The organism is Duganella radicis, from assembly GCF_009720825.1.
Classification (GTDB): domain Bacteria; phylum Pseudomonadota; class Gammaproteobacteria; order Burkholderiales; family Burkholderiaceae_D; genus Rugamonas; species Rugamonas radicis.
The window spans coordinates 121,005-146,156 of record NZ_WNKY01000005.1 but is presented as its reverse complement, the minus strand read 5'-3'; the positions used below and the strand labels follow the sequence as shown (position 1 = coordinate 146,156).

The 25,152-nt window shown below is 63.2% G+C and carries 19 protein-coding genes; 17 read left to right on the top strand and 2 right to left on the bottom strand.

Annotated features, from left to right (window positions below; all coding sequences use genetic code 11):
- Positions 1 to 8 precede the first annotated feature (8 nt).
- From GM676_RS07860 to GM676_RS07815, 10 genes are all read left to right on the top strand, one after another.
- Positions 9 to 683 carry a methyl-accepting chemotaxis protein gene (locus GM676_RS07860; protein ID WP_170304248.1) on the top strand — a complete coding sequence of 225 codons (675 nt, stop codon included), beginning with the start codon at positions 9 to 11 and terminating at the stop codon, positions 681 to 683.
- 300 nt (positions 684 to 983) lie between these two features.
- Entirely contained in the window at positions 984 to 2,288 is a 1,305-nt protein-coding gene (locus GM676_RS07855) for an MFS transporter (RefSeq protein ID WP_155462967.1), read from the top strand.
- Positions 2,289 to 2,301: 13 nt separating this feature from the next.
- Positions 2,302 to 4,836: a nitrite reductase large subunit NirB gene (gene nirB, locus GM676_RS07850; protein ID WP_155462966.1), complete on the top strand. Its 2,535-nt coding sequence runs from the start codon at positions 2,302 to 2,304 to the stop codon at positions 4,834 to 4,836.
- A gap of 10 nt (positions 4,837 to 4,846) precedes the next feature.
- Positions 4,847 to 5,194 (top strand): nitrite reductase small subunit NirD, encoded by a 348-nt coding sequence (gene nirD / locus GM676_RS07845; RefSeq protein ID WP_155462965.1) that lies wholly within the window; start codon positions 4,847 to 4,849, stop codon positions 5,192 to 5,194.
- A complete protein-coding gene (locus GM676_RS07840) occupies positions 5,191 to 6,405 on the top strand; it encodes an NAD(P)/FAD-dependent oxidoreductase (RefSeq protein ID WP_155462964.1) in 1,215 nt (404 codons plus the stop codon). Before nirD ends, GM676_RS07840 begins: the two co-directional genes overlap by 4 nt.
- Positions 6,406 to 6,422: 17 nt before the next feature.
- Complete coding sequence (locus tag GM676_RS07835) at positions 6,423 to 9,143, top strand: nitrate reductase (RefSeq protein ID WP_155462963.1); 2,721 nt, start codon at positions 6,423 to 6,425, stop codon at positions 9,141 to 9,143.
- A 54-nt stretch (positions 9,144 to 9,197) separates the two neighbouring features.
- The gene (locus GM676_RS07830; protein WP_155462962.1) at positions 9,198 to 10,568 is read left to right on the top strand and encodes a glutamine synthetase family protein; all 1,371 of its coding nucleotides are present in this window, start codon (positions 9,198 to 9,200) and stop codon (positions 10,566 to 10,568) included.
- Between the two features lie 54 nt (positions 10,569 to 10,622).
- Complete coding sequence (locus GM676_RS07825; RefSeq protein ID WP_155462961.1) at positions 10,623 to 11,750, top strand: ABC transporter ATP-binding protein; 1,128 nt, start codon at positions 10,623 to 10,625, stop codon at positions 11,748 to 11,750.
- A 13-nt stretch (positions 11,751 to 11,763) separates the two neighbouring features.
- Positions 11,764 to 12,669: an ABC transporter permease subunit gene (locus tag GM676_RS07820; protein WP_155462960.1), complete on the top strand. Its 906-nt coding sequence runs from the start codon at positions 11,764 to 11,766 to the stop codon at positions 12,667 to 12,669.
- Positions 12,666 to 13,502 carry an ABC transporter permease gene (locus tag GM676_RS07815; RefSeq protein WP_092276520.1) on the top strand — a complete coding sequence of 279 codons (837 nt, stop codon included), beginning with the start codon at positions 12,666 to 12,668 and terminating at the stop codon, positions 13,500 to 13,502. Before GM676_RS07820 ends, GM676_RS07815 begins: the two co-directional genes overlap by 4 nt.
- Here GM676_RS07815 and GM676_RS07810 read toward each other — a convergent pair.
- The gene (locus GM676_RS07810; RefSeq protein WP_155462959.1) at positions 13,499 to 14,464 is read right to left on the bottom strand and encodes an MFS transporter; all 966 of its coding nucleotides are present in this window, start codon (positions 14,462 to 14,464) and stop codon (positions 13,499 to 13,501) included. The genes GM676_RS07815 and GM676_RS07810 overlap by 4 nt on opposite strands.
- Positions 14,461 to 15,999 carry a MocR-like pyridoxine biosynthesis transcription factor PdxR gene (pdxR, locus tag GM676_RS07805; protein WP_155462958.1) on the bottom strand — a complete coding sequence of 513 codons (1,539 nt, stop codon included), beginning with the start codon at positions 15,997 to 15,999 and terminating at the stop codon, positions 14,461 to 14,463. Before pdxR ends, GM676_RS07810 begins: the two co-directional genes overlap by 4 nt.
- Before the next feature lie 95 nt (positions 16,000 to 16,094).
- Between pdxR and GM676_RS07800 the strand changes: the two genes are divergently transcribed.
- From GM676_RS07800 to GM676_RS07770, 7 genes are read left to right on the top strand one after another with little or no spacing between them, the layout of a single operon-like run.
- Positions 16,095 to 16,847: a gamma-glutamyl-gamma-aminobutyrate hydrolase family protein gene (locus GM676_RS07800; protein WP_155462957.1), complete on the top strand. Its 753-nt coding sequence runs from the start codon at positions 16,095 to 16,097 to the stop codon at positions 16,845 to 16,847.
- 18 nt (positions 16,848 to 16,865) lie between these two features.
- Entirely contained in the window at positions 16,866 to 18,236 is a 1,371-nt protein-coding gene (locus GM676_RS07795; RefSeq protein ID WP_155462956.1) for a glutamine synthetase family protein, read from the top strand.
- Positions 18,237 to 18,245: 9 nt separating this feature from the next.
- Positions 18,246 to 19,634, top strand: coding sequence for an aspartate aminotransferase family protein (locus GM676_RS07790; protein WP_155462955.1), 1,389 nt, complete (start codon positions 18,246 to 18,248; stop codon positions 19,632 to 19,634).
- Between the two features lie 10 nt (positions 19,635 to 19,644).
- Positions 19,645 to 21,126: an aldehyde dehydrogenase gene (locus tag GM676_RS07785; RefSeq protein WP_155462954.1), complete on the top strand. Its 1,482-nt coding sequence runs from the start codon at positions 19,645 to 19,647 to the stop codon at positions 21,124 to 21,126.
- Positions 21,108 to 22,406, top strand: coding sequence for a type III glutamate--ammonia ligase (gene glnT, locus GM676_RS07780; RefSeq protein WP_155462953.1), 1,299 nt, complete (start codon positions 21,108 to 21,110; stop codon positions 22,404 to 22,406). The genes GM676_RS07785 and glnT overlap by 19 nt, the downstream gene beginning before the upstream one ends.
- 13 nt (positions 22,407 to 22,419) lie before the next feature.
- Positions 22,420 to 23,757, top strand: a complete 1,338-nt coding sequence (locus tag GM676_RS07775) for a glutamine synthetase family protein (RefSeq protein ID WP_155462952.1) — start codon at positions 22,420 to 22,422, stop codon at positions 23,755 to 23,757.
- On the top strand, positions 23,754 to 25,109 hold the full coding sequence (locus tag GM676_RS07770) for an aspartate aminotransferase family protein (protein ID WP_155462951.1): 1,356 nt from the start codon (positions 23,754 to 23,756) through the stop codon (positions 25,107 to 25,109). The genes GM676_RS07775 and GM676_RS07770 overlap by 4 nt, the downstream gene beginning before the upstream one ends.
- The last annotated feature ends 43 nt before the right edge of the window (positions 25,110 to 25,152 follow it).

The window sequence follows — 25,152 nt, the reverse complement described above, 5'->3', positions numbered from 1 at the left end:
AGAAAACGATGCACATGCACGCGCCTGTCGCACCCGCCGCCGGTTCCCATGGCGGCAAGCCACTGCCGGGAGAAGTGTTCGGCGTCCTGATCAACCTGTCCGGGCGTCGCCGTTTCACCTCGCAGCGGCTGGTGCTGTACGCCGTGCTGGCATCGCAGCAGCAGGAGGGCGCGGCGGCCATCGCGCAGGAGACGCTGGCGCTGTTCCGCGGCGCCCACAAATCGCTGCTGACCGATGGCGACGGCCTGCCGGGCGTGTTCTGTCCGGAGCTGGAGCAGGCTTACTTCGGCAAGCTGCAAGGCGACCGTGAAATCACCGCCTTTGCCGACCTGGCCGAACGCGCCCTGCGCGCGATCGCCAACGACGCCAGCGACAGCGCCGCGCTGCTGGCGGAGCTGGTGCGCACCACCACGCCCACGCTGGCCATCCTCAACCAGATCACCTCCATCTACGAGGAACAATCGAAGCTGCATGCAAGATTGATGAAAAAGCAGCTGCGCGGCGTGATCACGGATATTGAAACCATCAACCGCCAGGCGCGCATGGTGGCCTTCAACGCCCGTGTGGTGGCGGCACGCGCCGGACAGGCCGGCAAGGAGTTCGCGGTGGTGGCGGGCGTCCTCTCCAACATCAGCGGCGAGATCGACGAAATGGTCGCCGCCGCCCTGGCCGCCGCCGGCTAGGCTTGCACCGCCGCTGCGCACCGATAGCGTGCACGGTGCACCGCAACATCGCAGTGCACCATTCTGACTGACTCCCCGCAAACCCGCATTTTTCCGTCATTTCCCTCTGTGACCGGCCCCTTTCCGGGGCTGGCACAGCTCTTGCAAAGCATAGGGCAAGGGATCAACGGCGATCCCCGGAAGTACAAGAATTCACAGCTGGTCCAAGGACGGACTGGCAGGACAACGGCGTCCGCCCAACCCGGTCTCTTGGCCTGTGGTTGCGCGGGCGCCTTTTTGTTTTCTGAATGGGATAAAAAAATGGCAAGCAAAGCTACCAGCATCAAGCTCTTCTCGATTTCAACGCCTCAGATGCGGGCGTTCCACTTGACCTGGATGGCGTTCTTCGTCTGCTTCTTCGCGTGGTTCGCCTGCGCGCCGCTGATGCCGGTGATTAAAGGCGAGTTCGGCCTGACCCCGGCGCAAATCGCCAACATCAATATCGCCGCTGTCGCCGTCACCATCATCGTGCGCCTGATCATCGGCCCGCTGTGCGACCACTTCGGCCCGCGCAAGGCCTACACTGGCCTGCTGCTGCTGGGCGCCATCCCGGTGATCGGCGTGGCCTTCGCACAGACCTACGAAAGCTTCCTGTTCTTCCGCCTCGCCATCGGCGCGGCCGGCGCCAGCTTCGTCATCACCCAGTACCACACCTCGGTGATGTTCGCGCCTAAAGTGGTGGGCACCGCCAACGCCGCCGCCGCGGGTTGGGGCAATGCCGGCGGCGGCGCCGCGCAAGCGCTGATGCCGCTACTGATGGCCGCCATGATCATGCTGGGTGTGAACGAGGGCTTCGGCTGGCGCGCCGCCCTGATCGTGCCGGGGGTCCTGATGATCATCATGGCCGGCGTGTACTACCGTTTCACGCAAGATTGCCCGCAAGGTAACTTCACCGAACTGCGCGCCGCCGGCATCACCATCGACGGCGGCAAGAAAGGCGGCTGGGAGTCGTTCAAGCTGGCCGGCGCCAACTACCGCGTATGGCTGCTGTTCATCACCTACGGCGCCTGCTTCGGCGTGGAGATCTTCATCCACAACATCGCCGCCACCTACTATGTCGATCACTTCAAGCTGACGCTGGCCCAAGCCGGCATGGCGGCAGGCTCCTTTGGTCTGCTGGCGTTGTTCGCCCGTGCACTGGGCGGCTGGGTGTCGGACAAATTCGCCGCCGCCGGCAACCTGAATAACCGCGTCACCCTGCTGTTCGTGCTGATGCTGGGCGAAGGCGCCGGCCTGCTGATGTTTGCCCACGCCGGCAACGCCACCTTGGCCATCTGCGCCATGCTGTTCTTCGGCCTGTTCACCCACATGGCTTGCGGCGCGACTTACGCGGTGGTGCCTTTCGTCGACAAGCGCGCCCTGGGCGGCGTGGCCGGCATCATCGGCGCCGGCGGCAATGTGGGCGCGGTCGCCGCCGGCTTCCTGATGAAGGGTACCGGCGATGTGCAGCAAACCCTGAGCATCCTCGGCGTGTTGGTCGGTATCTCCGCCCTGTGCGCACTGGCCGCGCGTTTCAGCGCCGCCGCAGTAGAAGAATCCGCAATCGCCACCAAGCTGGCAGCTTAATAGGACTAGCATCATGAAAATTATCGTTATCGGCCACGGCATGGTAGGCCACAAATTCCTGGAAAGCCTGGCCAATAGCGGCGCCGCCAACGTGCAGGTGACCGTGCTGTGCGAAGAACCGCGCCCCGCCTACGACCGCGTGCACCTGTCCGAATTCTTCTCCGGTAAATCGGCCGAAGACCTGTCGCTGGTGAAGCCGGGCTTCTTCGAACAAAACGACGGCATGGTGCTGCGCCTGAACACCCGCGCCACCGCCATCGACACCGCGGCGAAAACCGTCACCACCGGCGAAGGCGATGTCCTGCCTTACGATAAACTGGTGATCGCCACCGGCTCTTTCCCGTTCGTGCCGCCGCTGCCGGGCAAGGACCGCAAGGACTGCTTCGTCTACCGCACCATCGAAGATCTGGAAGCCATGCTGGAATGCGGCAAGCGCTCGAAAACCGGCGTGGTGATCGGCGGCGGCCTGCTGGGCCTCGAGTGCGCCAAAGCCCTGCGCGACATGAATCTGGAAACCCACGTGGTGGAATTCTCGCCACGCCTGATGGCGGTGCAGGTGGACGATGGCGGCGGCCGTGTGCTGCGCCGTAAGATCGAAGACCTGGGCGTGACCGTCCACACCGGCAAAAACACCACCGCCATCGTCGATGGCGTGGACGGCACCCACCGCATGGAATTCGCCGACGGCGGCCATCTGGACGCCGACATGATCGTGTTCTCGGCCGGTATCCGCCCGCGCGACATGCTGGCCAAGGAAGCCGGCCTGAAAATCGGCCCGCGCGGCGGCATTGAAATCAACAACAACTGCGTCACCTCCGACCCGCACGTCTACGCCATCGGCGAGTGCGCGCTGTGGGGCGGCATGATCTTCGGCCTGGTGGCGCCTGGCTACGAGATGGCGCGCGTCGCCGTCAAGCACATGCTGGGCGAAGCGGCGGAATTCGCCGGCGCCGACATGAGCACCAAGCTGAAGCTGATGGGCGTGGACGTGGCATCGATCGGCGACCCGCACGGCAAGGAAGAAGGCAGCCATTCCTACCAGTTCATCGACGAGCGCAAACAGATCTACAAGAAAATCGTGGTGTCCAGCTGCGGCAAATACCTGCTGGGCGGCGTGATGGTGGGCGACGCCACCGAATACGGCACCCTGCTGCAAATGATGCTGAACAAGATCGAACTGCCGGAATCGCCGGAGTTCCTGATCCTGCCGCAATCGGATGGCGCGGCCAAGCCGGCGCTGGGCGTGGATGCGCTGCCGGATTCGGCGCAGATCTGCTCCTGCAATAACATCTCCAAGGGCCAGCTGTGCGCCGCCGTGCAGAACGGCGCTTGCACCATCGGCGAACTGAAGTCGTGCACCACCGCCGGCACCGCGTGCGGCGGCTGCGTGCCGCTCGTCACGCAAGTGATGAAGGCCGAGATGAAGAAGCAGGGCATGGAGGTGAACAACCATGTGTGCGAACACTTCGCCTACTCGCGCCAGGAGCTGTTCCACCTGATCAAAGTCGGCCAGATCAAAACCTTCGGCGACCTGCTGCACAAGCATGGCAAGGGCCTGGGCTGCGACGTCTGCAAGCCGCTGACCGCCTCCATCCTGGCGACCGTGTATAACGACTTCGTGCTGAAGAAGGAACACGCCAGCCTGCAAGACACCAACGACTACTTCCTCGGTAACATCCAGAAGGACGGCACCTACTCGGTGGTGCCGCGCATGCCGGGCGGGGAAGTCACCGCCGATGGCCTGATCGCGGTCGGCCAGGTGGCCAAGAAGTACGGCCTGTACACCAAGATCACCGGCGGCGCGCGCGTCGACATGTTCGGCGCCCGCGTTGAGCAACTGCCGCTGATCTGGGAAGAACTGATCGCCGCCGGCTTCGAATCCGGCCACGCCTACGGCAAGTCGCTGCGCACGGTGAAGTCCTGCGTCGGCTCGACCTGGTGCCGTTATGGCGTGGACGATTCCATCGGCCTGGCCGTTGAACTGGAAAACCGTTACAAGGGCCTGCGCGCGCCGCACAAAATCAAGTTCGGCGTATCCGGTTGCACCCGCGAGTGCGCCGAAGCGCAGGGCAAGGACGTCGGCGTGATCGCCACCGAAAAAGGCTGGAACCTGTACGTGTGCGGCAACGGCGGCATGAAGCCACGCCACGCGGAACTGATCGCCACCGAGCTGGATAAAGCGACCCTGATCAAGTACATCGACCGCTTCCTGATGTTCTACGCGCGCACCGGCGACCGCCTGCAACGCACCAGCACCTGGCGCGAAAACATGGAAGGCGGCCTGGATTACCTGAAAGACGTGATCATCAACGACAAGCTGGGCATCGCCGCCGAGCTGGAAGCCGACATGGCGCACGTGGTCAGCACCTACGCTTGCGAGTGGAAAGAAGCGGTCGAGAATCCGGAGACCCGCAAACGCTTCCGCCACTTCGTCAACAGCGACAAGAGCGACCAGAACGTGCTGTTCATGGAAGAACGCGGCCAGATCCGCCCGGCCACCATCGAAGAACGCAAGCGCGTTATCCCTATCGCAGTCAAGGCAGCTTGAGGAGAAAATTATGCACCGTGATATTCAAACCGATAACTGGATCGCCGTCTGCAACCTGGACGACATCGTGCCCAACACCGGCGTGTGCGCGCTGCTGAACGACGAACAAGTGGCGGTGTTCCACGTCGACGACGGCGGCCCGCGCGTGTTCGCCATCGATAACTACGATCCGAACTCGGAAGCCTCCGTGCTGTCGCGCGGTCTGGTCGGTTCGCTGGGCGAGCGCATTGTGGTTGCTTCGCCGATCTACAAGCAGCACTTCGACCTGCAAACCGGCGAATGCCTGGAAGCGCCCGAGCACTCGGTCGGCACCTATCCGACCCGCATCGACGGCGGCAAAGTCTGGGTAGGTTTATGAAACCCGCGCTGGTCGTCATTGGCAACGGCATGGCCGGCATGCGTACGGTGGAAGAACTGTACAAGCTGGCGCCGGATATGTACGACATCACCGTGTTCGGCGCCGAGCCGCACGGTAACTACAACCGCATCCTGCTGTCGCCGGTACTGGCGGGCGAGAAGAGCATCGACGACATCATGCTCAACACGCGCGAATGGTACGTCCAGCACAACATCACGCTGCACGCCGGCGACCCGGTGGTGCACATCGATCGCCGCAAGCGCATCGTGCGCGCGCAATCCGGGCTGGAAGTGCGCTACGACCGTCTGCTGATCGCCACCGGCTCCAAGCCCTTCATCATCCCGGTGCCGGGTCACAAGCTGGATGGCGTGCTGGCCTTCCGCGACATCCAGGACGTCGAGACCATGCTGGCCATGGCGCGCAATCACCGCAACGCGGTGGTGATCGGTGGCGGCCTGCTGGGCCTTGAAGCGGCCAACGGCCTGCAACGCCAGGGCATGTCCGTGACCGTGGTGCACGTGACCGACGCACTGATGAACCAGCAGCTCGACAAGCCTGCCGCGCTGCTGCTGCAAAAAGCGCTGGAAGCCAAAGGCCTCAAGTTCATGATGGAAGCGCAGACCGAAGAAATCCTCGGCCCCGACCGCGTGACCGGCGTGCGCTTCAAGGACGGCACCGTGATTCCGGCTGATCTGGTGGTGATGACCGCCGGCGTGCGTCCGAACATCGAACTGGCCAAATCGGCCGGGCTGCATTGCGAGCGCGCCATCGTGGTCGACGACACGCTGCAAACCTACGACCCGCGCGTGTACGCCGTGGGCGAATGCGTGCAGCACCGCAGCGCCACTTTCGGCCTGGTTGCGCCGATCTGGGATCAGGCCCGCGTGTGCGGCGCCCACCTGGCCGGCGCCGGCGTGCGCCGTTATGTACAATCGACCTCGCCGACCCGTCTGAAAGTCACCGGCGTCGACCTGTATTCGGTCGGCGATTTCATCGGCGGCGAAGGCAGCGAAGACCTGGTGCTGCGCGATGCCCGCCGCGGCGTCTATAAGCGCCTGGTATTGAAGGACAACCGCGTCACCGGCGCCGTGCTGTATGGCGATGTGAAGGACGGCCCGTGGTACTTTGGCCTGATCCAGAATCGCGCCGACATCACGCCGATCCGGCAAACCCTGTTATTTGGCGAAGCCCTGTCCAACCGGGCCGCATGATTTAAGCGAGAAGCATCTTGAACCTGTCCACCGACCATCTGGCTATCCGTACCACCTGTGCATACTGCGGCGTAGGCTGCGGTGTGCAGGCCACGCCGCTGGCCGACGGCGCAATTGCCATCGCCGGCGACAAGCTGCACCCGGCGAACAAGGGCCGCCTGTGCGTGAAAGGTTCCGCACTGGGCGAAACCGTGGGGCTGGAAGGCCGCATGCTGTATCCGCAAATCCGCGAGACCGATGGCCTGCGCCGCGCCTCGTGGGACGAAGCGCTCGGCAAAGTGGCCGATGCGTGGAAAACCATCATCGCCGAACATGGCCCCGATGCGGTGGCGCTGTACGTCTCTGGTCAGCTGCTGACCGAAGACTACTACGTCGCCAATAAGCTGATGAAGGGCTACGTCGGCAGCGCCAACATCGACACCAACTCGCGCCTGTGCATGTCGTCCGCCGTGGCGGGCTACAAGCGGGCTTTTGGCGAAGACCTGGTGCCGGTCTGCTACGACGATCTGGAACTGGCCGACATGATCGTGCTGGTGGGCTCCAACACCGCGTGGTGCCACCCGATCCTGTTCCAGCGCATCCTGAAAGCCAAGGAAGCGCGTCCCGAGCTTAAACTGGTGGTGATCGATCCGCGCCGCACCGCCACCTGCGAGTTGGCCGATCTGCACCTGCCGGTCAAGGCGGGCACCGACGTGTGGCTGTTCAACGGCTTGCTGAGCTATCTGTCGCGCATCGGCGCGGTCGATCCGCGCTTCATCGAGAATCACACCAACGGCTTTGACGCCGCGCTGGACGTGGCCAATGCCGATTGCGCCGATCCGGCCGTGGTGGCGAAGATCTGCCGCATCGAACTGCCGGTGCTGCTGGAGTTCTACGAGCTGTTCGCCTCCACCCGCAAAACCATTACCGCCTATTCGATGGGCGTGAACCAGTCCTCGGCCGGCACCGACAAGGCCAACGCCATCATCAATTGCCACCTGATCGGCGGCCGTCTGGGCAAGCCGGGCATGGGACCATTCTCCATCACCGGCCAGCCGAACGCCATGGGCGGCCGCGAAGTGGGCGGCCTGGCCAACATGCTGGCCGCGCACATGGATCTGGAGCGTGCCGAGCACCGCGAGGTGGTGCAGACTTTCTGGGAATCGCCTGTCATGGCCGACAAGGGCGGCCTGAAAGCGGTGGACCTGTTCCAGGCCATCGAAGAAGGCAAGGTCAAGTCGGTATGGGTGATCGCGACGAATCCTGTCGTCAGCCTGCCGGACGCCGATCAGGTGCGCCGCGCGCTGGACAAGTGCGAGCTGGTGATCTCCTCCGACATCATGCAGAACACCGACACCACCGCCTACGCCGACGTGCTGTTGCCGGCGCTGGGATGGGGCGAGAAGGATGGCACGGTGACCAACTCCGAACGCCGCATCTCGCGCCAGCGCGCCTTCCTGCCGGCTCCCGGCGAAGCGCTGCCGGACTGGAAGATCCTGTCGTTGTTCGGGCAGCGCATGGGCTACAGCGGTTTCGATTTCCGCGGCCAGCACGATGTGTTCGATGAGCATGCGCGCCTGAGCGGCTTCCGCAACGCCGTCGGCGACGTGCCGCGCGCCTTCGACATGTCCGGCCTCGGCGGCCTGAACCAGCGCGAGTACGACGATCTGGAGCCGACCCAGTGGCCGGTGCGCCGCACCGCTTCCGGCGAGCTGCAAGTGGAAACCCGCCTGTTCAAGGACAATGTGTATGCCCACCCGGACGGCAAGGCGCGCTTCATCGCCACCGCGCCGCGCGCACCGAAGCACGCCGTCAGCGAGGACTACCCGCTGTCGCTCAACACCGGACGCGTGCGCGACCAGTGGCACACCATGACCCGCACCGGCAAGTCGGCCACGCTGGCCGACCACATCGCCGAATCGTTTGTCGACATGCACCCGCAAGACGCGCTGCTGAGCGGTGTGCGCGAGGGTGAACTGGCGCGCATCACCTCCGAGTGGGGCGCCATGGTGGCGCGCGTGCAGCACGGCGGCGGCATCCCGCGCGGCAGCGTGTTCATTCCAATTCACTGGAACGGCCAGACCGCCTCCGACGCCCGTGTTGGCGCGGTGGTCAATCCGGTGGTGGACCCGGTGTCCGGCGAGCCTGAATTCAAGCACACGCCGGTGCGTGTGGAACAGTTCCGCGTCAACTGGCATGGCTTCATCCTGAGCCGCGCCGAAGTGAATCTCGACAGCGTGGCGCATTGGACCCGTATTCAGGGCCGCGAATTCGCGCGCTACGAACTGGCCGGCCGCAACACCATCAAGGACTATCCTGCCTGGGCGCGCGCGCTGCTGGGCGTTGAAGATCTGGATGCCGACTGGCTGGAGTACGAAGACCGCACCGCCGGCGTGTATCGCGCCGTGCACGTGGTGAATGACCGCATCGACCAGTGCATCTTCGTCTCGCCGCGCCAGGACATGCCATCGCGCGCATGGCTGGCCAGCCTGTTCGCCAGAGAGCAGTTGAGCGAGATTGACCGCGTCGGCCTGTTGGTTGGCATGCCGGTCGAGAAGGGTGCCGACACCGGTCCTACCGTGTGCTCCTGCTTTGGCGTCGGCCGCAACACCATCTGCAATGCCATCATCGAGAAGGATTTGAAGACGGTGCCGGAGGTGACGGCCTGCCTGAAAGCGGGCGGCAATTGCGGTTCCTGCGTCCCGGAGATCAAGAAGATACTGGTACAAACGCGCGTGGAGGCAGCGGAAGCGCAGTAAGAAAGGTTGCGATTATGGTAAGCTAGGCTTGTCAATCGCAACCTTGAGTGCACCATGTCTATCCGTGAAAATTTCTCCGATGCCGATATGGACCAGTGGCTCAACGATAACCGAGTCACTGAAATTGAATGCCTGGTGCCCGACCTGACGGGCGTGGCGCGCGGGAAGATCCTGCCGCGCGCCAAATTCACGCAGGAGCGCGGCATGCGCATCCCCGAGGCGGTGCTGGGCATGACCGTCACCGGCAATTATCCGACCGAGGACGCGGCCTACGACCGCGCCATCTCCAACACCGACCGCGACATGATCCTGCGCGCGGACCCGGGCAGCATCACCACCGTGCCATGGGCCATTGATCCCACCGCGCAGGTGATCCACGACTGCTACTTCGCCGACGGCACGCTGGTCGACTTCGCGCCGCGCTCCGTGCTGCGGCGCGTGCTGAAACTGTATGCGGACAAGGGCTGGAAGCCGGTGGTGGGGCCGGAGCTGGAGTTCTACCTCACCGAAAAGAATATCGATCCGGACCTGCCATTGAAAGCGCCGGTGGGCCGCAGCGGCCGTTCCGAAACCACGCGCCAGGTCTACAGCATCGACGCCGTCAACGAATTCGATCCGCTGTTCGAGGACATCTACGACTACTGCGCGCTGATGAATCTCGACGTCGACACCCTGATCCACGAAACCGGCGCCGGCCAGATGGGCCTCAACTTCCAGCATGGCGACGCCATGGCGCTGGCCGACAATGTGTTCTACTTCAAGCGCACCTTGCGCGAAGCGGCGCTCAAGCACGATATGTACGCCACCTTCATGGCCAAGCCGATGGCGGGCGAGCCCGGATCGGCCATGCATGTGCACCAGAGCGTGAGCGATGCCGCCACCGGCCGTAACATCTTTAATTTGCCGGACGGCTCGCCGTCGCCGCACTTCCGTCACTACATCGGCGGCTTGCAGCGTTACACGCCGGCGGCGATGGCCATCCTGGCGCCATATGTGAACTCCTACCGCCGCATCGTGCGCCACACGGCGGCGCCAATCAACATCCAGTGGGGCATGGATAACCGCACGGTAGGCTTCCGCATTCCCATCTCCGGCGTGGAGCAGCGGCGTGTGGAGAACCGTATCATCGGCGCGGACGCCAATCCGTATCTGGCGATGGCGGTGACGCTGGCCTGCGGGTATCTTGGCATGATCGACCAGCTGGAGCCCACGCCGATGTACACCGGCAGCGCCTACGACCATGTGTACGAGCTGCCGCAAGGCCTGCCGCAGGCGCTGGCGCTGATGCGGCAGGAGGACCGCCTGCGCGATGTGCTGGGCGAGCGCTTTGTCGACGTCTACACCGCGATTAAAGAACTTGAACATCAGGAGTTCATGACGGTGATCAGCCCATGGGAACGGGAACACTTATTGCTGCATGTCTGAGCACTGCCTTTATAATCACAGGTTTGGCCAATATCCTTTTATTTTTCTAACAACATGACCATAGAGCGAGCTGCTGAACCTTTCCTCCTGATCAAGAACCTGGTGAAGGAATTCGACGGTGTCCGTGCCGTCAATGACGTATCGGTCGCGATCAACAAGGGCGAAATCTTCGCACTGCTGGGCAGCTCGGGCTGCGGCAAGTCGACCCTGTTGCGCATGCTGGCCGGCTTTGAAACGCCGACGTCGGGCAGCATCACGCTGGCCGGACAAGATATTGTCAGCGTGCCGCCGTATCAGCGCCCCATCAACATGATGTTCCAGTCGTATGCGCTGTTCCCGCACCTGTCGGTCTGGGACAACATCGCCTTCGGCCTGCGCCGCGATGGCCTGCCGAAAGACGAAATCGCATCGCGCGTGGAAAAGATGCTGTCGCTGGTGCAGTTGACCGATTACGCCAAACGCAAGCCGCACCAGCTGTCCGGCGGCCAGCAGCAGCGCGTGGCGCTGGCGCGTTCGCTGGCCAAGCGTCCGCAGTTGCTGCTGCTGGACGAGCCGCTGGGCGCACTGGATAAGAAGCTGCGCGAGCGCACCCAGATGGAACTGGTGTCCATCATTGAAGAAGTGGGCGTGACCTGCGTGATGGTGACGCACGATCAGGATGAGGCCATGAGCATGGCCACCCGTATCGCCGTCATGAGCGCGGGCCGCATCCTGCAAGTGGGCGCGCCGGATGAAATCTACGAAACCCCGAACTGCCGCTTCGTGGCCGACTTTATCGGCAGCGTGAATCTGTTCAATGGCAGCGTGGCGGAAGATGAGGCGGACCACGTCATCATCGACAGCCCGGAAGGCAAGCATTACGTCACCCACGGCATTACCGGCACGCTGGGCATGCAGGTATCGGTGGCGGTGCGTCCGGAAAAAATCGCCGTGCAGGCGGAGGCGCCAACGCAGGAGCAGCGCGCCAAGGCGGCCGAACATGGCTACAACTGCGTGCAGGGCATCATCACCGGCATCTCCTACTTCGGTAACGAGACCAGCTATCACATCACGCTGGACAGCGGCATGGTGCTCAAGGCTTCGCGCACCAACGTGGCGCGCCACGATGACGCGGCGCTCAAGCGCGACCAGCGCGTTTACGCATGGTGGGACGGCGCCGACGTCGTCGTGCTGACCAGCTAAGGCGGGGCGCGGCATGAACTTCCTCAAGAACCTGTTCAAGCATCCGGGGCGCGCGACGGTCATCGCCGTGCCGTTCCTGTGGCTGACGTTTGCTTTCCTGATTCCATTCCTGATCGTTTTGCGCATCAGCTTTACCGATCTGGATTCCGGCGACGGCAGCCCGTTCGGCACTCTGATGACGGTGGTCGACGGTGTGGTCACGCTGAAGGTGAAGATCGCCAATTACCTGTACATCGCGCAGGACGAGCTGTATGCGATCACCTACCTGAACTCCATCAAGTTCGCCGCGATTACGGCGGCATTGTGCCTGGCCATCGGCTATCCGTTCGCCTACTTCATGGCACGCGCCAAGCCGGCGATTCGTCCGGTGCTGCTGATGCTGGTGATGATGCCGTTCTGGACTTCCTTCCTGCTGCGTATCTACGCGTGGAAGGGCATCCTGGCCAACAACGGTATCCTCAACAGCTTCCTGATCGATATCGGCATGATCAGCGAGCCGCTGCACCTGATGAACACCAAGTTCTCGCTGATTATCGGCATGGTGTACGCGTATTTGCCGTTCATGATTCTGCCGCTGTATGCGAATCTGGTGAAGATGGACGTGCGCTTCATCGAGGCCGCCGCCGATCTGGGGGCCACGCCTTGGCAGACCTTCTGGCGTGTGACCGTGCCGCTGTCGAAGTCGGGCATCATCGCCGGCACCATGCTGGTGTTTATCCCGGCGGTGGGCGAGTACGTGATTCCAGAGCTGCTGGGCGGCCCGGAAACGCTGATGATCGGCCGCCAGCTGTGGGACGAATTCTTTACCAATAACGACTGGCCGCTGGCGTCCTCGGTGACGGTGGTGGTGATTCTGCTGATTCTGGTGCCGATGGCGATCTTCAATAAATATCAGGCGGAACAGGAGGCGCGCAAATGACGCAGTTCCTGCATCGCTGGTTCGGGCGCGGCTGGCTGTCGCTCGGTTATCTGTTCCTGTACATCCCGATCGTGGTGTTGGTGGTGTTCTCGTTTAACAGCTCGCGCCAGGATATGGTGTGGAGCGGTTTCTCGCTGCAATGGTATGCGGCGCTGCTGAACGATCAGGAGATCATCAGCGGCTTCGGACTGTCGCTGCGCATCGCGCTGCTGACGGCTTGCGGCTCGGTGATTCTCGGGACGTTCGCGGCGTTTGTGCTGGACCGCTACCAGCGTTTCGCCGGCCGCACTCTGTTCACCGGCATGGTGAGCGCGCCACTGGTGATGCCGGAGGTGATCATCGGCCTGTCGCTGCTGCTGATGCTGGTATCGGTGCAGAAAATGTTCGGTTTCCCGGAACGCGGCCTGGTCACCATCTGGCTGGGCCACACCTTGCTGGGCATGGCCTATGCGACGGTGGTGGTGCAATCGCGTTTGCAGGAAATGAACAAGTCGCTGGAAGAAGCAGCCATGGATCTGGGCTGTCGCCCGTTCCAGGTGTTCTTCCTGGTGACGCTGCCGAACATCAAACAGGCCTTGGGCTCCGCCTGGCTGTTGACGTTCACGCTGTCGCTGGACGACGTGGTGCTGTCGGCCTTCCTGTCCGGCCCCGGCTCATCGACCATGCCGATTGTGATTTTCTCGCGCGCCCGCCTGGGCCTCGATCCACGCGTGAATGCGGTAGCGGCGCTGACGATTCTGGTGGTGTCGATTGGCGTGATCGCCTCCAGCCTCTACATCGCCCGCGCCGAGCGTCTGCGCTCGAAACAGCTGGCGGCTGCGGCCAAAGGCTAATCCCTGTCCCATGCGGCGCTGGCGATGAAGATCGCGGCGCCTGCCCACAGAACGGCCGGCAGTGCATTCACGCCGGCCGTTTGCATCAGGACTCCCGTCACCAATGGTCCGCCGGCGCTGGTGATGCCCCAGCTGGCGTTGACTACCGCGCTGGCCGCGACCAGCGACTGGCCTTCGAAGCGCTCGCCGCACGCCACCAGCGACAGCATGTAGATCGCCCCCGCCACCGCGCCCAGTACCAGCAACAATGTCCACCACAGCCAGGGCGTGCCCGCCGCAAACGGTAGTATCGGCAGCAGCACGCACACGGCTACGCCACAGCCGATGTGTACTTTGCGCCGTCCCACATGGTCGGCCAGCCAGCCGAAGGCGAATTGCAACGCGGTGTCGCCCACCAGCACCACGGTGGCCGACAGCCCGCCGGAGATCAGCAGCATGCCGGGCAGCGCGAGCAGGAACAACGCGCCGCATGCAGCGAACGGCAGGGCCACTTTTCCCGCGAATGCCGCCACCAGCGCAGGGCCGATCATCTGGAACAGCGTGAAGGCCGTCGTGTAGATCGCCACCACCCGCCCGCGTGAATTCTCCGGCGCCAGATTGTTGACCCATGCCTCACCTATCGTGAACAGCACGCCCATCGCCGCACCAAACGCAAAACGCAGCGCGCCCCATGCCCACAAGCTGTCCGTGGTTTCCATCAGCGCGGTGGAGAGCGCCGCCGCTACGATCGCGCCGATCATGCAGCCGCGTGGGCCGTGCCCCGCTACCCAGCGTGAGACGAACGGCGCCGCCCCCAGAATCCCGAATGCGCTGATGGCGGTGATCACGCCAATCACGCCGGAGCCGACGCCGCGCTGGTCGAGCGACAGCGCGGTTAAAGGAATCGTCGCGCCGAGCCCGAGGCCGACCACGCCGATGCTGGCTACCAAGGCGGCAAAGTCGCGCCATGGCATGTTCTTCATGCCGCCACCTCTGCTGCGATCAACGCGCCTAGCTGGCGGCCGTAGTCGGTGATTTGCTCGGGCGTGCAGTAGGCATAGCCGACCAGCAGGCCGCGCCGCACTTGCGGCTTGAGGTAGTAGGTGGACAGCGCCTTGACCGAGATGCCCAGCGTTGCGGCGCGCTGCGCCAGCGCCACGTCGTCTACGCTGTCCGGTAGTTCAACCACAAGATGCAGTCCGGATTCCTCTTTCGAGATGCTGACGTTGAGCGGCAGTTGCTGCGCCAGCATGTGGCGCAGCAGTTCGCGGCGCGCGCCGTAGGTCTGGCGGATCTTGCGCACGTGGGTGGTGAAGTGGCCCAGCGTGATGAAGTCCGCCAGCGTGGCTTGCACGGTCAGCTGGCCGGGGCGCTGCAAGTCGTACAGCGCGCTGCGGAAGGCTGGGATCAGCGCCGGCGGCACGACAAGGTAGCCAACCTTGATGCCGGGGTAGAGCACTTTCGAGAAGGTGCCCATGTACAGCACGCGGTCGTCGGTGTCGAGGCCTTGCAGCGCGGCCAGCGGACGGCCGGTGTAGCGGAATTCGCTGTCGTAGTCGTCTTCCAGTATCCAGGCGTCCTTGCGCACGGCGACGTCCAGCAGGTCGCGGCGGCGGGCGAGGCTCATCACCGCGCCGGTCGGGTACTGGTGCGATGGCGTCACATAGATCAGACGTGGCTTGGTGGCGAGATCGGTTTCGTCCAGCGCCATGCCGTCGCTGTCGACGGTGATCGGGCGCAGTTTCAACTCGCGCGCGTTGAATACTCGCCGCGCTCCCCAGTAGCACGGATCTTCCACCCATGCGGTGTCGCCGGCATCGGCCAGCAACTGGGCGCACAGGTCCAGCGATTGCTGTGTGCCGGCGGTGATCAGCACCTGATCGACTTCCACTTTCACGGAACGCGAGATGCGCAGGTACTCTGTGATGGCCTGCCGCAGCGGCAGATGGCCGCCGGACTGGCCGTAGTCCAGCAAATCGTTGCGCGCCTCGCGCCAGATGCGGTTTTGCAGCCGCTGCCACAGCTTGAACGGAAACGACGAGAAATCCGGCTCGCCCGGCGCGAACGGTTGAATCTCGAACTGCGGCCCGGCCGCAGCCGACAGTTCCTGCCCGCGCCGCGAGAGGCGCACAGGCCGTGCGATGGTCGCCGTCGCGCCGCTCGCCATGGCGCCGTGGGTGCTTCCCCCGCGCGCGGCGGACCTCCCCTGTGGCACGGCGCCAACACCCCGCATGGAAGCGCTGTGGGCCTGCAAATCGGCGACGTAAGTGCCGCTACCCTTCGCGCTGACCACATAACCTTCCGCTGCAAGCTGCTCAAACGCGGCGATCACCGTATTGCGTGCAATGCCCAGATCCCGCGCCAGATCACGGCTGGACGGCAGTTTGCTCCCCGCGCCCAGCCGCTGCTGATGGATCGCGGCCTTGGCGGCCTCGTACAGTCTGCGCTGCTGGGGAAGACGGGGATGAAAGCCGGATTGCGCCAGCGCGGCGGCCAGCAGGTCGGAAGTCGGGGACATCTGGAAAGTGGTTCTATCAAACATTAAAAAGTGGCGCTCACAATAATACCAAAATAGGCATATCATTTAGTTAAATCAAATAGATGAAAGCTTCTATGCGTAGCCCTGTCGTTTTGGTTCCTGCGTGCGTCAATCAGATCGGCGCGCACCCATATCACACCGCGCAGCTCAAATACGTGGCAGCGGTGGCCGACGGCGCGCGCTGCACGCCATTGATCGTGCCGGCGCTCGGCGCGGCCACCGACTTTGAAGCGCTGCTGGCATTGGCCGACGGCGTGATGCTGACCGGATCACCATCCAACGTCCACGCCAGCCTGTATGGCGAGGAAGTGCTGGACCCGTCCCTGCCGCAGGACGCGGCGCGCGACGCCACCACACTGCCGTTGATCCTTGCCGCCATCAAGCGCGGCATCCCGTTGCTGGCGATCTGCCGCGGCTTCCAGGAAGTGAACGTGGCCCTCGGCGGCACGCTGCATCAAGCGGTGCACCGCGTGCCAGGCATGGCCGACCATCGCGAGAACAAGGAACACACACTGGACCGGCAATATGCGCCATCGCACCGCGTGCTGCTGGACCCTGGAGGGCGCATGGCGCAGATCCTCGACGGAGCCGCCGAGATCATGGTCAATTCGTTGCACGGGCAAGGCATCAAGCAGCTGGCCCCTGGCCTCGCAGCGGAGGCGCGCGCTGACGATGAACTGGTGGAGGCCTATCGCGTGGCGGACGCCAAGGGATTCACGCTCGCAGTACAGTGGCACCCGGAGTGGCGTTTTTCCGAGAATCCGGACTCCGTCAAATTATTCAGAGCCTTCGGCGACGCCTGCCGCGCCTACAAGGCCGCCCGATAACAACAATGAGAGAAGCAAATGGCAATTCGCGAAAACTTTACCTACACCGATATGGACCTGTGGCTGAACGAGAAGCACGTCACGGAAATTGAATGCCTGGTGCCCGACCTGACCGGCGTGGCGCGCGGGAAGATCCTCCCACGCGGCAAATTCACGCAGGAGCGCGGCATGCGCATTCCGGAAGCGGTGTTGGGCATGACCGTGACCGGCAACTATCCGACCGAGGACGCAGGCTACGACCGCGCCATTTCCAGCACCGACCGCGACATGATCCTGAAGGCCGATCCGACCACCATCACCATGGTGCCGTGGGCTACCGATCCCACCGCGCAAGTAATCCATGACTGCTACTTCGCCGACGGCCGTCTGGTCGATTTCGCCCCGCGCTCGGTGCTGCGCCGCGTGCTGAAACTGTACGAGGACAAAGGCTGGAAGCCAGTAGTGGCACCGGAACTGGAGTTCTACCTGACCGCCAAGAACAGCGATCCTGACCTGCCTTTGAAACCGCCGATTGGCCGCAGCGGCCGCGCCGAAACCAGCCGTCAGGTCTACAGCATCGACGCCGTGAATGAATTCGATCCGCTGTTCGAAGACATTTACGACTACTGCGACATGATGAATCTGGATGTGGACACGCTGATTCACGAAATCGGCGCTGGCCAGATGGAGATCAACTTCCTGCATGGCGATCCGCTAGGCTTGGGCGACAAGGTGTTCTTCTTCAAGCGCACCTTGCGTGAAGCGGCGCTCAAGCACGATATGTACGCCACCTTCATGGCCAAGCCGATGGCGGGCGAGCCCGGATCGGCCATGCACGTGCACCAGAGCGTGGTGGACGCCAAGACCGGCAGGAACATCTTCAGCTCAGAGGATGGTTCGGCCTCGCCGCTGTTCAAGTACTACATCGGCGGCTTGCAGCGCTACATGCCGTCGGCGATGGCGATCGTGGCGCCGTATGTGAACTCCTACCGCCGTATCGTGCGTCACACGGCGGCGCCGATCAATATCCAGTGGGGCATGGACAACCGCACCGTGGGCTTCCGCGTGCCGGAATCCGGCGTGCAGGACCGCCGCGTGGAGAACCGCATTATCGGTGCGGACGCCAATCCGTATCTGGCTTTGGCGGTGACGCTGGCCTGCGGTTACCTCGGCATGATCGATCAGGTGGAACCAACGCCGATGACGGTGGACAGCGCCTACGATTTGAAGATCGAGCTGCCGCAAGGCTTGCCGCAAGCGCTGCAACTGCTGCGTGCCGAGGACAAGCTGCGCACGGTGCTGGGCGACCGTTTCATCGATGTCTACGCGGCTATCAAGGATCTGGAGCATCAGGAATTCATGACCGTTATCAGCCCGTGGGAGCGCGAGCACCTGCTGCTGCACGTTTAAGGAGCCGCCATGAGCAACTACGATACCAACGAAATCCAGAAGCTAGACACGGCGCACTACATGCATCCGTTCACCGACCACAAGGCACTGGGCCAGAAGGGCGCGCGCGTGATGGTGCGCGGCGAGGGCATTTATCTGTGGGACTCAGAGGGCAACAAGATCATCGACGGCATGTCCGGCCTGTGGTGCGTGAACGTGGGCTACGGCCGTACCAGCATTTCGGAAGCGGTTTATCAGCAGATGGAGACGCTGCCGTTTTATAACAGCTTCTTCAACACCACCAATGTGCCGGCGGTGCAGCTGGCGGCCAAGCTGGTGCAGATTTCGCCACCGCAGTTTAATCACGTCTACTTCACCGGTTCGGGCTCGGAAGGCAACGACACCAATGTGCGCATGGTGCGCCGTTATTGGGACGTGTTGGGCTACAAGGAGCGCCACACCATCATCAGCCGGCACAATGCCTACCATGGCAGCACCATGGCCGGCGCTTCGCTGGGCGGCATGAAGGATATGCATGCGCAGGGTGGCTTGCCGATTCCGGGCGTGGTGCATATCGAGCAGCCCAACTATCTTCAGTTTGGCAAGGGCATGACGGAAGAGGCGTTTGGCATCGAGGCCGCGTCCTGGCTGGAGAAGAAAATCCTGGAAGTCGGGCCGGAGAAGGTGGCTGCGTTTATCGGCGAGCCGATACAGGGCGCGGGCGGTGTGATTATTCCACCATCCACTTACTGGCCGGAGATACAGCGCATCTGCGACCAGTACGGCATCCTGCTGATTGCCGATGAGGTGATCTGCGGCTTCGGACGTTTGGGGCGCTGGTTTGCGTCAGAGCTGTTCGGCATCAGGCCGGATCTGATCACGTTTGCCAAGGGCGTGACCTCGGGCTATGTGCCGCTGGGTGGCGTGCTGGTGGGCGACCGCGTGGCCAAGGTGTTGATCGAGCAGGGTGGCGAGTTTAATCACGGCTTCACCTATTCCGGCCATCCCGTGGCGTGTGCGGCGGCGCTGGAAAACATCCGTATCATTGAAGAGGAAAAGCTGGTCGAGCGCGTGGCGCAGGAAACCGGACCATATCTGAAAAAGCGCTTTGCCGAGCTGGCGGACCATCCGCTGGTCGGCTACGCCAATAGCTGCGGCTTTGTGGCGGGCCTGAATCTGGTGCGCAGCAAGGGCGCCACGGTGCATGAGAATGTGGCGTTCGACGAATCGCTGGCTGTCGGCATGGTGTGTCGCGGCTATATGTTCAACAACGGCATGATCATGCGCGCCGTCGGCGACCGCATGATCATCGCGCCACCGCTGGTGCTGACCACGGCGCAGATCGATGAAATGCTGGCGCTGATCCGCCACTGCCTCGATCTGACCTACGCCGATGTGAAAGAACGCGGCTGGCTGTAAGGAGAAGATGATGACGACATGGTATGACAAGGCCGCATCGCTGCAAGCGGACGGCCGCGCCTTCATCGGCGGTGAGCGGGTATGGGCAAAATCCGGGCAGCAGTTTGAGAATCTGTCGCCTATCGACGGCCGCACGCTGGGCATGGTGGCGCGTTGTGATGGCGCTGACGTGGATATCGCTGTCGCTGCGGCGCGCGCGGCGTTCGAGGATCGTCGCTGGGCGGGCAAGTCACCGGCGCAGCGCAAGCGCGTGCTGATCAAGTTTGCGGATTTGATGCAGAAGCACGGCCAGGAGCTGGCGTTGCTGGAGACGCTGGACATGGGCAAGCCGATCAAGTACAGCCAGACGGTGGACGTGGGCGGCGCATCCAATTGCATTCGCTGGTATGGCGAGGCGATCGACAAGATTTACGATGAAATCGCGCCGACGCCGGCCGACAGCCTGGCGCTGATCACGCGCGAGCCGGTGGGTGTGGTGGCGGCCATCGTGCCGTGGAATTATCCGATGCTGATGGCAGCCTGGAAGATCGCCCCCGCGCTGGCTGCCGGGAACAGCGTGGTGCTCAAGCCGTCCGAGAAATCGCCGTTGACGGCGCTGCGGCTGGCAGAGCTTGCGCTGGAAGCGGGTGTGCCATCGGGCGTGTTCAATGTGCTGCCGGGTTATGGCGCGGAGGCTGGGGCGGCGCTGGCGCTGCATATGGATGTGGATTGCATCGGCTTTACCGGTTCCACCCGTGTGGGCAAGCAGATCATGCAGATGGCGGGACAATCGAACCTCAAGCGGGCGTGGACGGAGCTGGGCGGCAAGTCGGCCAACATCGTGTGCGCGGATTGCCCGGACCTGGATGCGGCGGTGGAGTCGGCGATCGGCTCCATTTTCTTCAACCAAGGTGAGAGCTGCAATGCACCTTCGCGCCTATTCGTGGAGGCGTCGATCAAGGACCGCTTTGTCGAGAAGGCGCTGGCGCTGGTGCCGAATTACGCGCCGGCCGATCCGTTGGACGAAAGCACCGTCATGGGCGCGATTGTCGACGCCACGCAGTTGAAGACGGTGATGGGCTACATCGAAGCCGGCAAGAGCGGAGGCGCGCGTTTGCTGGCGGGCGGCAAGCAGGCGCGCACGGAAACCGGCGGCTATTATGTCGAGCCGACGCTGTTCGATCAGGTGGACAGCAACATGACCATCGCGCGTGAAGAGATCTTCGGGCCGGTGCTGTCGGTGCTGAGCTTTACCGATGTGCAGGAGGCGGTGCGGCAGGCCAACGCCACGCAGTACGGCTTGCACGCGGCCGTGTGGACGGCGGATCTGAGCAAGGCGATCCAGACCTCGCGCGCATTGAGAGCCGGTACGGTGCACGTCAATCAGTACGACGGCGACGATATCACGGTGCCGTTTGGCGGCTATAAACAGTCCGGCAATGGCCGCGACAAGTCGCTGCACGCGTTCGATAAATACACCGAATTGAAAACTACATGGATACAGATAGGCTAAAAGCGGAGCTGGCGGCGCAAGGCGTGCGCTATGTCTTCGCCCAATTCACCGACATCCACGGTGCTGCCAAGGGCAAGCTGGTGCCGCTGGCGCATCTTGGCGATATCGTCGCGCCGGGCGCGGGCTTCTCCGGGCCCTCGATCTGGGGAACCGGCTTGCCGCGCAACGGACCGCGTTCAGAATACTATGGCCGTGCCGACCTGACCACCTTGCAGCCCATGCCATGGCTGCCCGGCTATGCGCGCGTGGTGCTGGATGGCCACGTCGCCGGCGAGCCATTCGATGCCTGTCCGCGTCAAGTACTGCGCAAACAGGTAGCTCGCCTCGCTGCGCGTGGCTGGACGTTGAATGCCGGCCTGGAGCCGGAGTTCTTCCTGCTGCAAAAAAGCGCCTGCGGCTACGATGCCGAAGCGGCCGACACGCTGGAGAAACCATCCTATGACACCAAAAGCCTGCTGCGTCAGCGCGCCTTCCTCGACAAGCTGACCACATCGCTCAACGAATGCGGCCTCGGCGTCTACCAGATTGACCACGAGGACGCGACTGGCCAGTTCGAGGTGAACTACCACTACGCCGATGCGCTGCGCGCGGCCGACAATTTCATGCTGTTCAAGATGGCCGCGCATCACATCGCGGAGGAGGAGGGCATGCTGTTCTCGATGATGCCCAAGCCCTTCGCCGAGCGGCCGGGCAGCGGTCTGCATTTCCATCTGTCGCTGGCGGACGATAATGGCAACGAGGTGGGCGCGCCAGTGAGCCATTTCCTGGCTGGCCTGCTGCATCACGCACCAGCGCTGACGGCGCTGTGCGCGCCGACGGTCAATTCGTACAAGCGCCTGATGTGCGGGCAATCGTTGTCCGGCACCAGTTGGGCGCCAGCGTTTATCGGCCATGGCGACAACAATCGCACAGTGGTCGCGCGCACTGTCCACGGGCGTATCGAATGGCGCCTGCCCGATAGTTCGGCCAACCCCTACCTCGCGCTGGCCGGCGTGATCGCCGCAGGGCTGGATGGCATCGACCGTAAGCTTGATCCCGGCGCCCCGGTAAATCAGGACGTCTACGAGATGAGCGACGCGGACCGCGCGGCGCTTGGCTTGCGCCTGCTGCCGCAAAATCTCGGCGCGGCGACGGAAGCATTGCGCGCTGATGCCATGTTGGCCGAAGCGCTGGGCGCAAACATCGTCGCTGAATTCGCCGCGTTGAAAAGCGCCGAGTGGGTCGAATACAGCCAACACGTCAGCGCATGGGAAACCACGCGCTACCTGAACCGCTTCTAAACAGGAGACCGCAATGAGCCAGGCCATGAAAGACTTTCTACGCGAACGCAATATCCACGAAGTGGAATGCGTCATCGCGGACATGACCGGCATCGCGCGCGGCAAAATTTTGCCCAAGGATCTGTTCCTGAACGAAGGCGAGATGCGATTGCCGAAGAGTGTTCTGCTGAACACCGTCAACGGCGAGCAGCCCAACAACACGCCATACGTCGGCGCGACCGATCCCGACATGATCTGCGTGCCGGACATCGCCACGCTGCGTCAGGTGCCTTGGGCGGCGGAGAACGTGGCGCTGGTGATCCACGATTGCCAGAATTTCGACGGCTCGCCGGTCGGCCTGTCGCCGCGTGCCGTGCTGCGCAAGGTGCTGCGGCTGTACGAGGAGCGCGGCTGGCAACCGGTGGTGGCGCCGGAGATGGAGTTCTATCTGGTGGCCCGCAGCAGCAATCCGCACGAGCCGCTGGCGCCGCCACTGGGCCGCAGCGGCAAGACGGAGTCCGGCCGCCAGTCTTACTCCATCGACGCGGTGAACGACTTCGATCCGTTCTTCCTTGAGTTATCGACCTTCTGCAAGCAGCACGATCTCGGCGTGGAGACGCTGATTCACGAAGCCGGCGCGGGACAGATGGAAATCAACTTCACCCACGGCGAGGCGCTGGAACTGGCCGACCGTGTGTTCCTGTTCAAGCGCGCCGTGCGGGAAACGGCTTTGAGGCACGGCATCTTCGCCACCTTCATGGCCAAGCCGATGGAGACCGAGCCGGGTAGCGCGATGCATATTCACCAGAGCGTGCTGGATACCACCAGCGGCCAGAATATCTTCACGCGCAAGGATGGCGACGCCAGCGACCTCTTTTTCAACTATATCGCCGGGCTGGAAAAGTACATCGCGCCGGCCACGCTGCTGTTTGCGCCGCATGTGAATTCCTACCGCCGCCTGTCGCGTTTCATGTCGGCGCCGACCAATGTGCATTGGGGCTATGACAACCGCACCTGCGGCATCCGCATTCCCAACTCCGCGCCGGTCAACCGGCGTGTGGAGAACCGCGTGCCGGGTGTGGACGTCAATCCGTATCTGGCGATGGCGGCCACGCTGGCATGTGGTTATCTCGGCATGGTGGAAGGCCTCAAACCATCCGCGCCGACATCGGGTAGCGCTGAACATGTACACGACCAGTTGCCGCGCAATCTGGAAGATGCCATTCAACGCCTGCGCGAGTGCGAGCCGCTGAGCGACATCCTTGGCGAGTTGTTCGTGCAAGCGTTCTGCGAGGTGAAGGAACTGGAGTTCGCCACCTACAGCCGCGTTATCAGCTCGTGGGAACGCGAGCATTTGATGTTGCTGGTATGAGAGCGGGCCTGGACTGGCAGCGCGTGCAGGCGATGGCCGCGGCCGAACGCGCCAGCTACATTGCGCGCAATCCTGAATCGGCGCGTCTGGCGCAGGAGGCGGGCCGGCACCTGCTGTTCGGCGTGCCGATGCATTGGATGAGCGATTGGTCCACGCCGTTCCCGCTGACAGTGCGCGAAGCCTCTGGCGCGCGCTTTCGCGATGCGGACGGCCATGCGTACGTGGATTTCTGTCTCGGCGACACCGGCGCCATGTTCGGCCATGCGCCGCAGCCGGTGGCGCAAGCCATCGCCCGTCAGTCGGCACGCGGCTACACCGCCATGCTGCCATCGGAAGACGCTGGCCCGGTAGCGGCCGAACTGGCGCGGCGCTTTGGCCTGCCATGCTGGCAGTTCGCGTTATCGGCTTCCGACGCCAACCGCTTTGTGCTGCGCTGGCTGCGTGCGGCGACAGGACGCAGCAAGGTATTGGTCTTCAACGGCTGCTACCACGGCACGGTGGACGATGTGTTCGTCGATCTGGTCGGCGGCGTGCCGGCGCAGCGCGATAGCCTGCTGGGTCAAGTGCACAAACTGACGGATCACACTGTGGTGGTGGAGTTCAACGACTTGACGGCGTTGGAAGCGGCGCTGGCGGCCGGCGACATCGCCTGCGTGCTGGCGGAACCGGTGATGACCAACGTCGGCATGGTGCTGCCGCAGCCGGGCTTCTGGGAAGCAGCGCAGCAGCTGATCAGGCAACACGGCGCGCTGCTGGTGATCGATGAAACCCACACCATCAGCAGTGGCCCCGGAGGCTACGCCCGCGCGCACGGCATGCAGCCAGACGCGCTGGTGATCGGCAAGCCAATCAGCGGCGGCATTCCCTGCGCGGTATACGGATTTACGGAAGAAGTGGCGCGCCGTGTGGAGCACGCCAAGCGCAGCGCGCCGCCGGGCCATTCCGGCATCGGCACCACGTTGAGCGCCAATATGTTCGCCATGGCGGCGATGCGCGCCAATCTGGAAGAAGTAATGACCGGGGAGGCCTACCAGCATATGTTCACGCTGGCGGCCCAACTGGCGGAAGGCTTGCGCGACATCATCGCGCGCCACCAGCTGCCATGGTGCGTCACCCAAATCGGCGCCCGCACGGAATTCCAGTTCACGCCCACCGCCCCGCGCAACGGCACGGAGGCGCAGGCCGCCATGGACAGCGGACTAGAACAAGCCATCCACCTCTACCTCCTCAACCGCGGCCTGCTCATCACGCCCTTCCACAACATGCTGCTGGTCTGTCCAGGGACCAGCGAATGTGACGTGAACAGGCTCCTGCAAGTCTTCGGTGAATGTCTGCTTGAATTGCGGAGTTGACCCTAGCCACTGGCACTGCGATACTGACTTTTCACGATGGAGA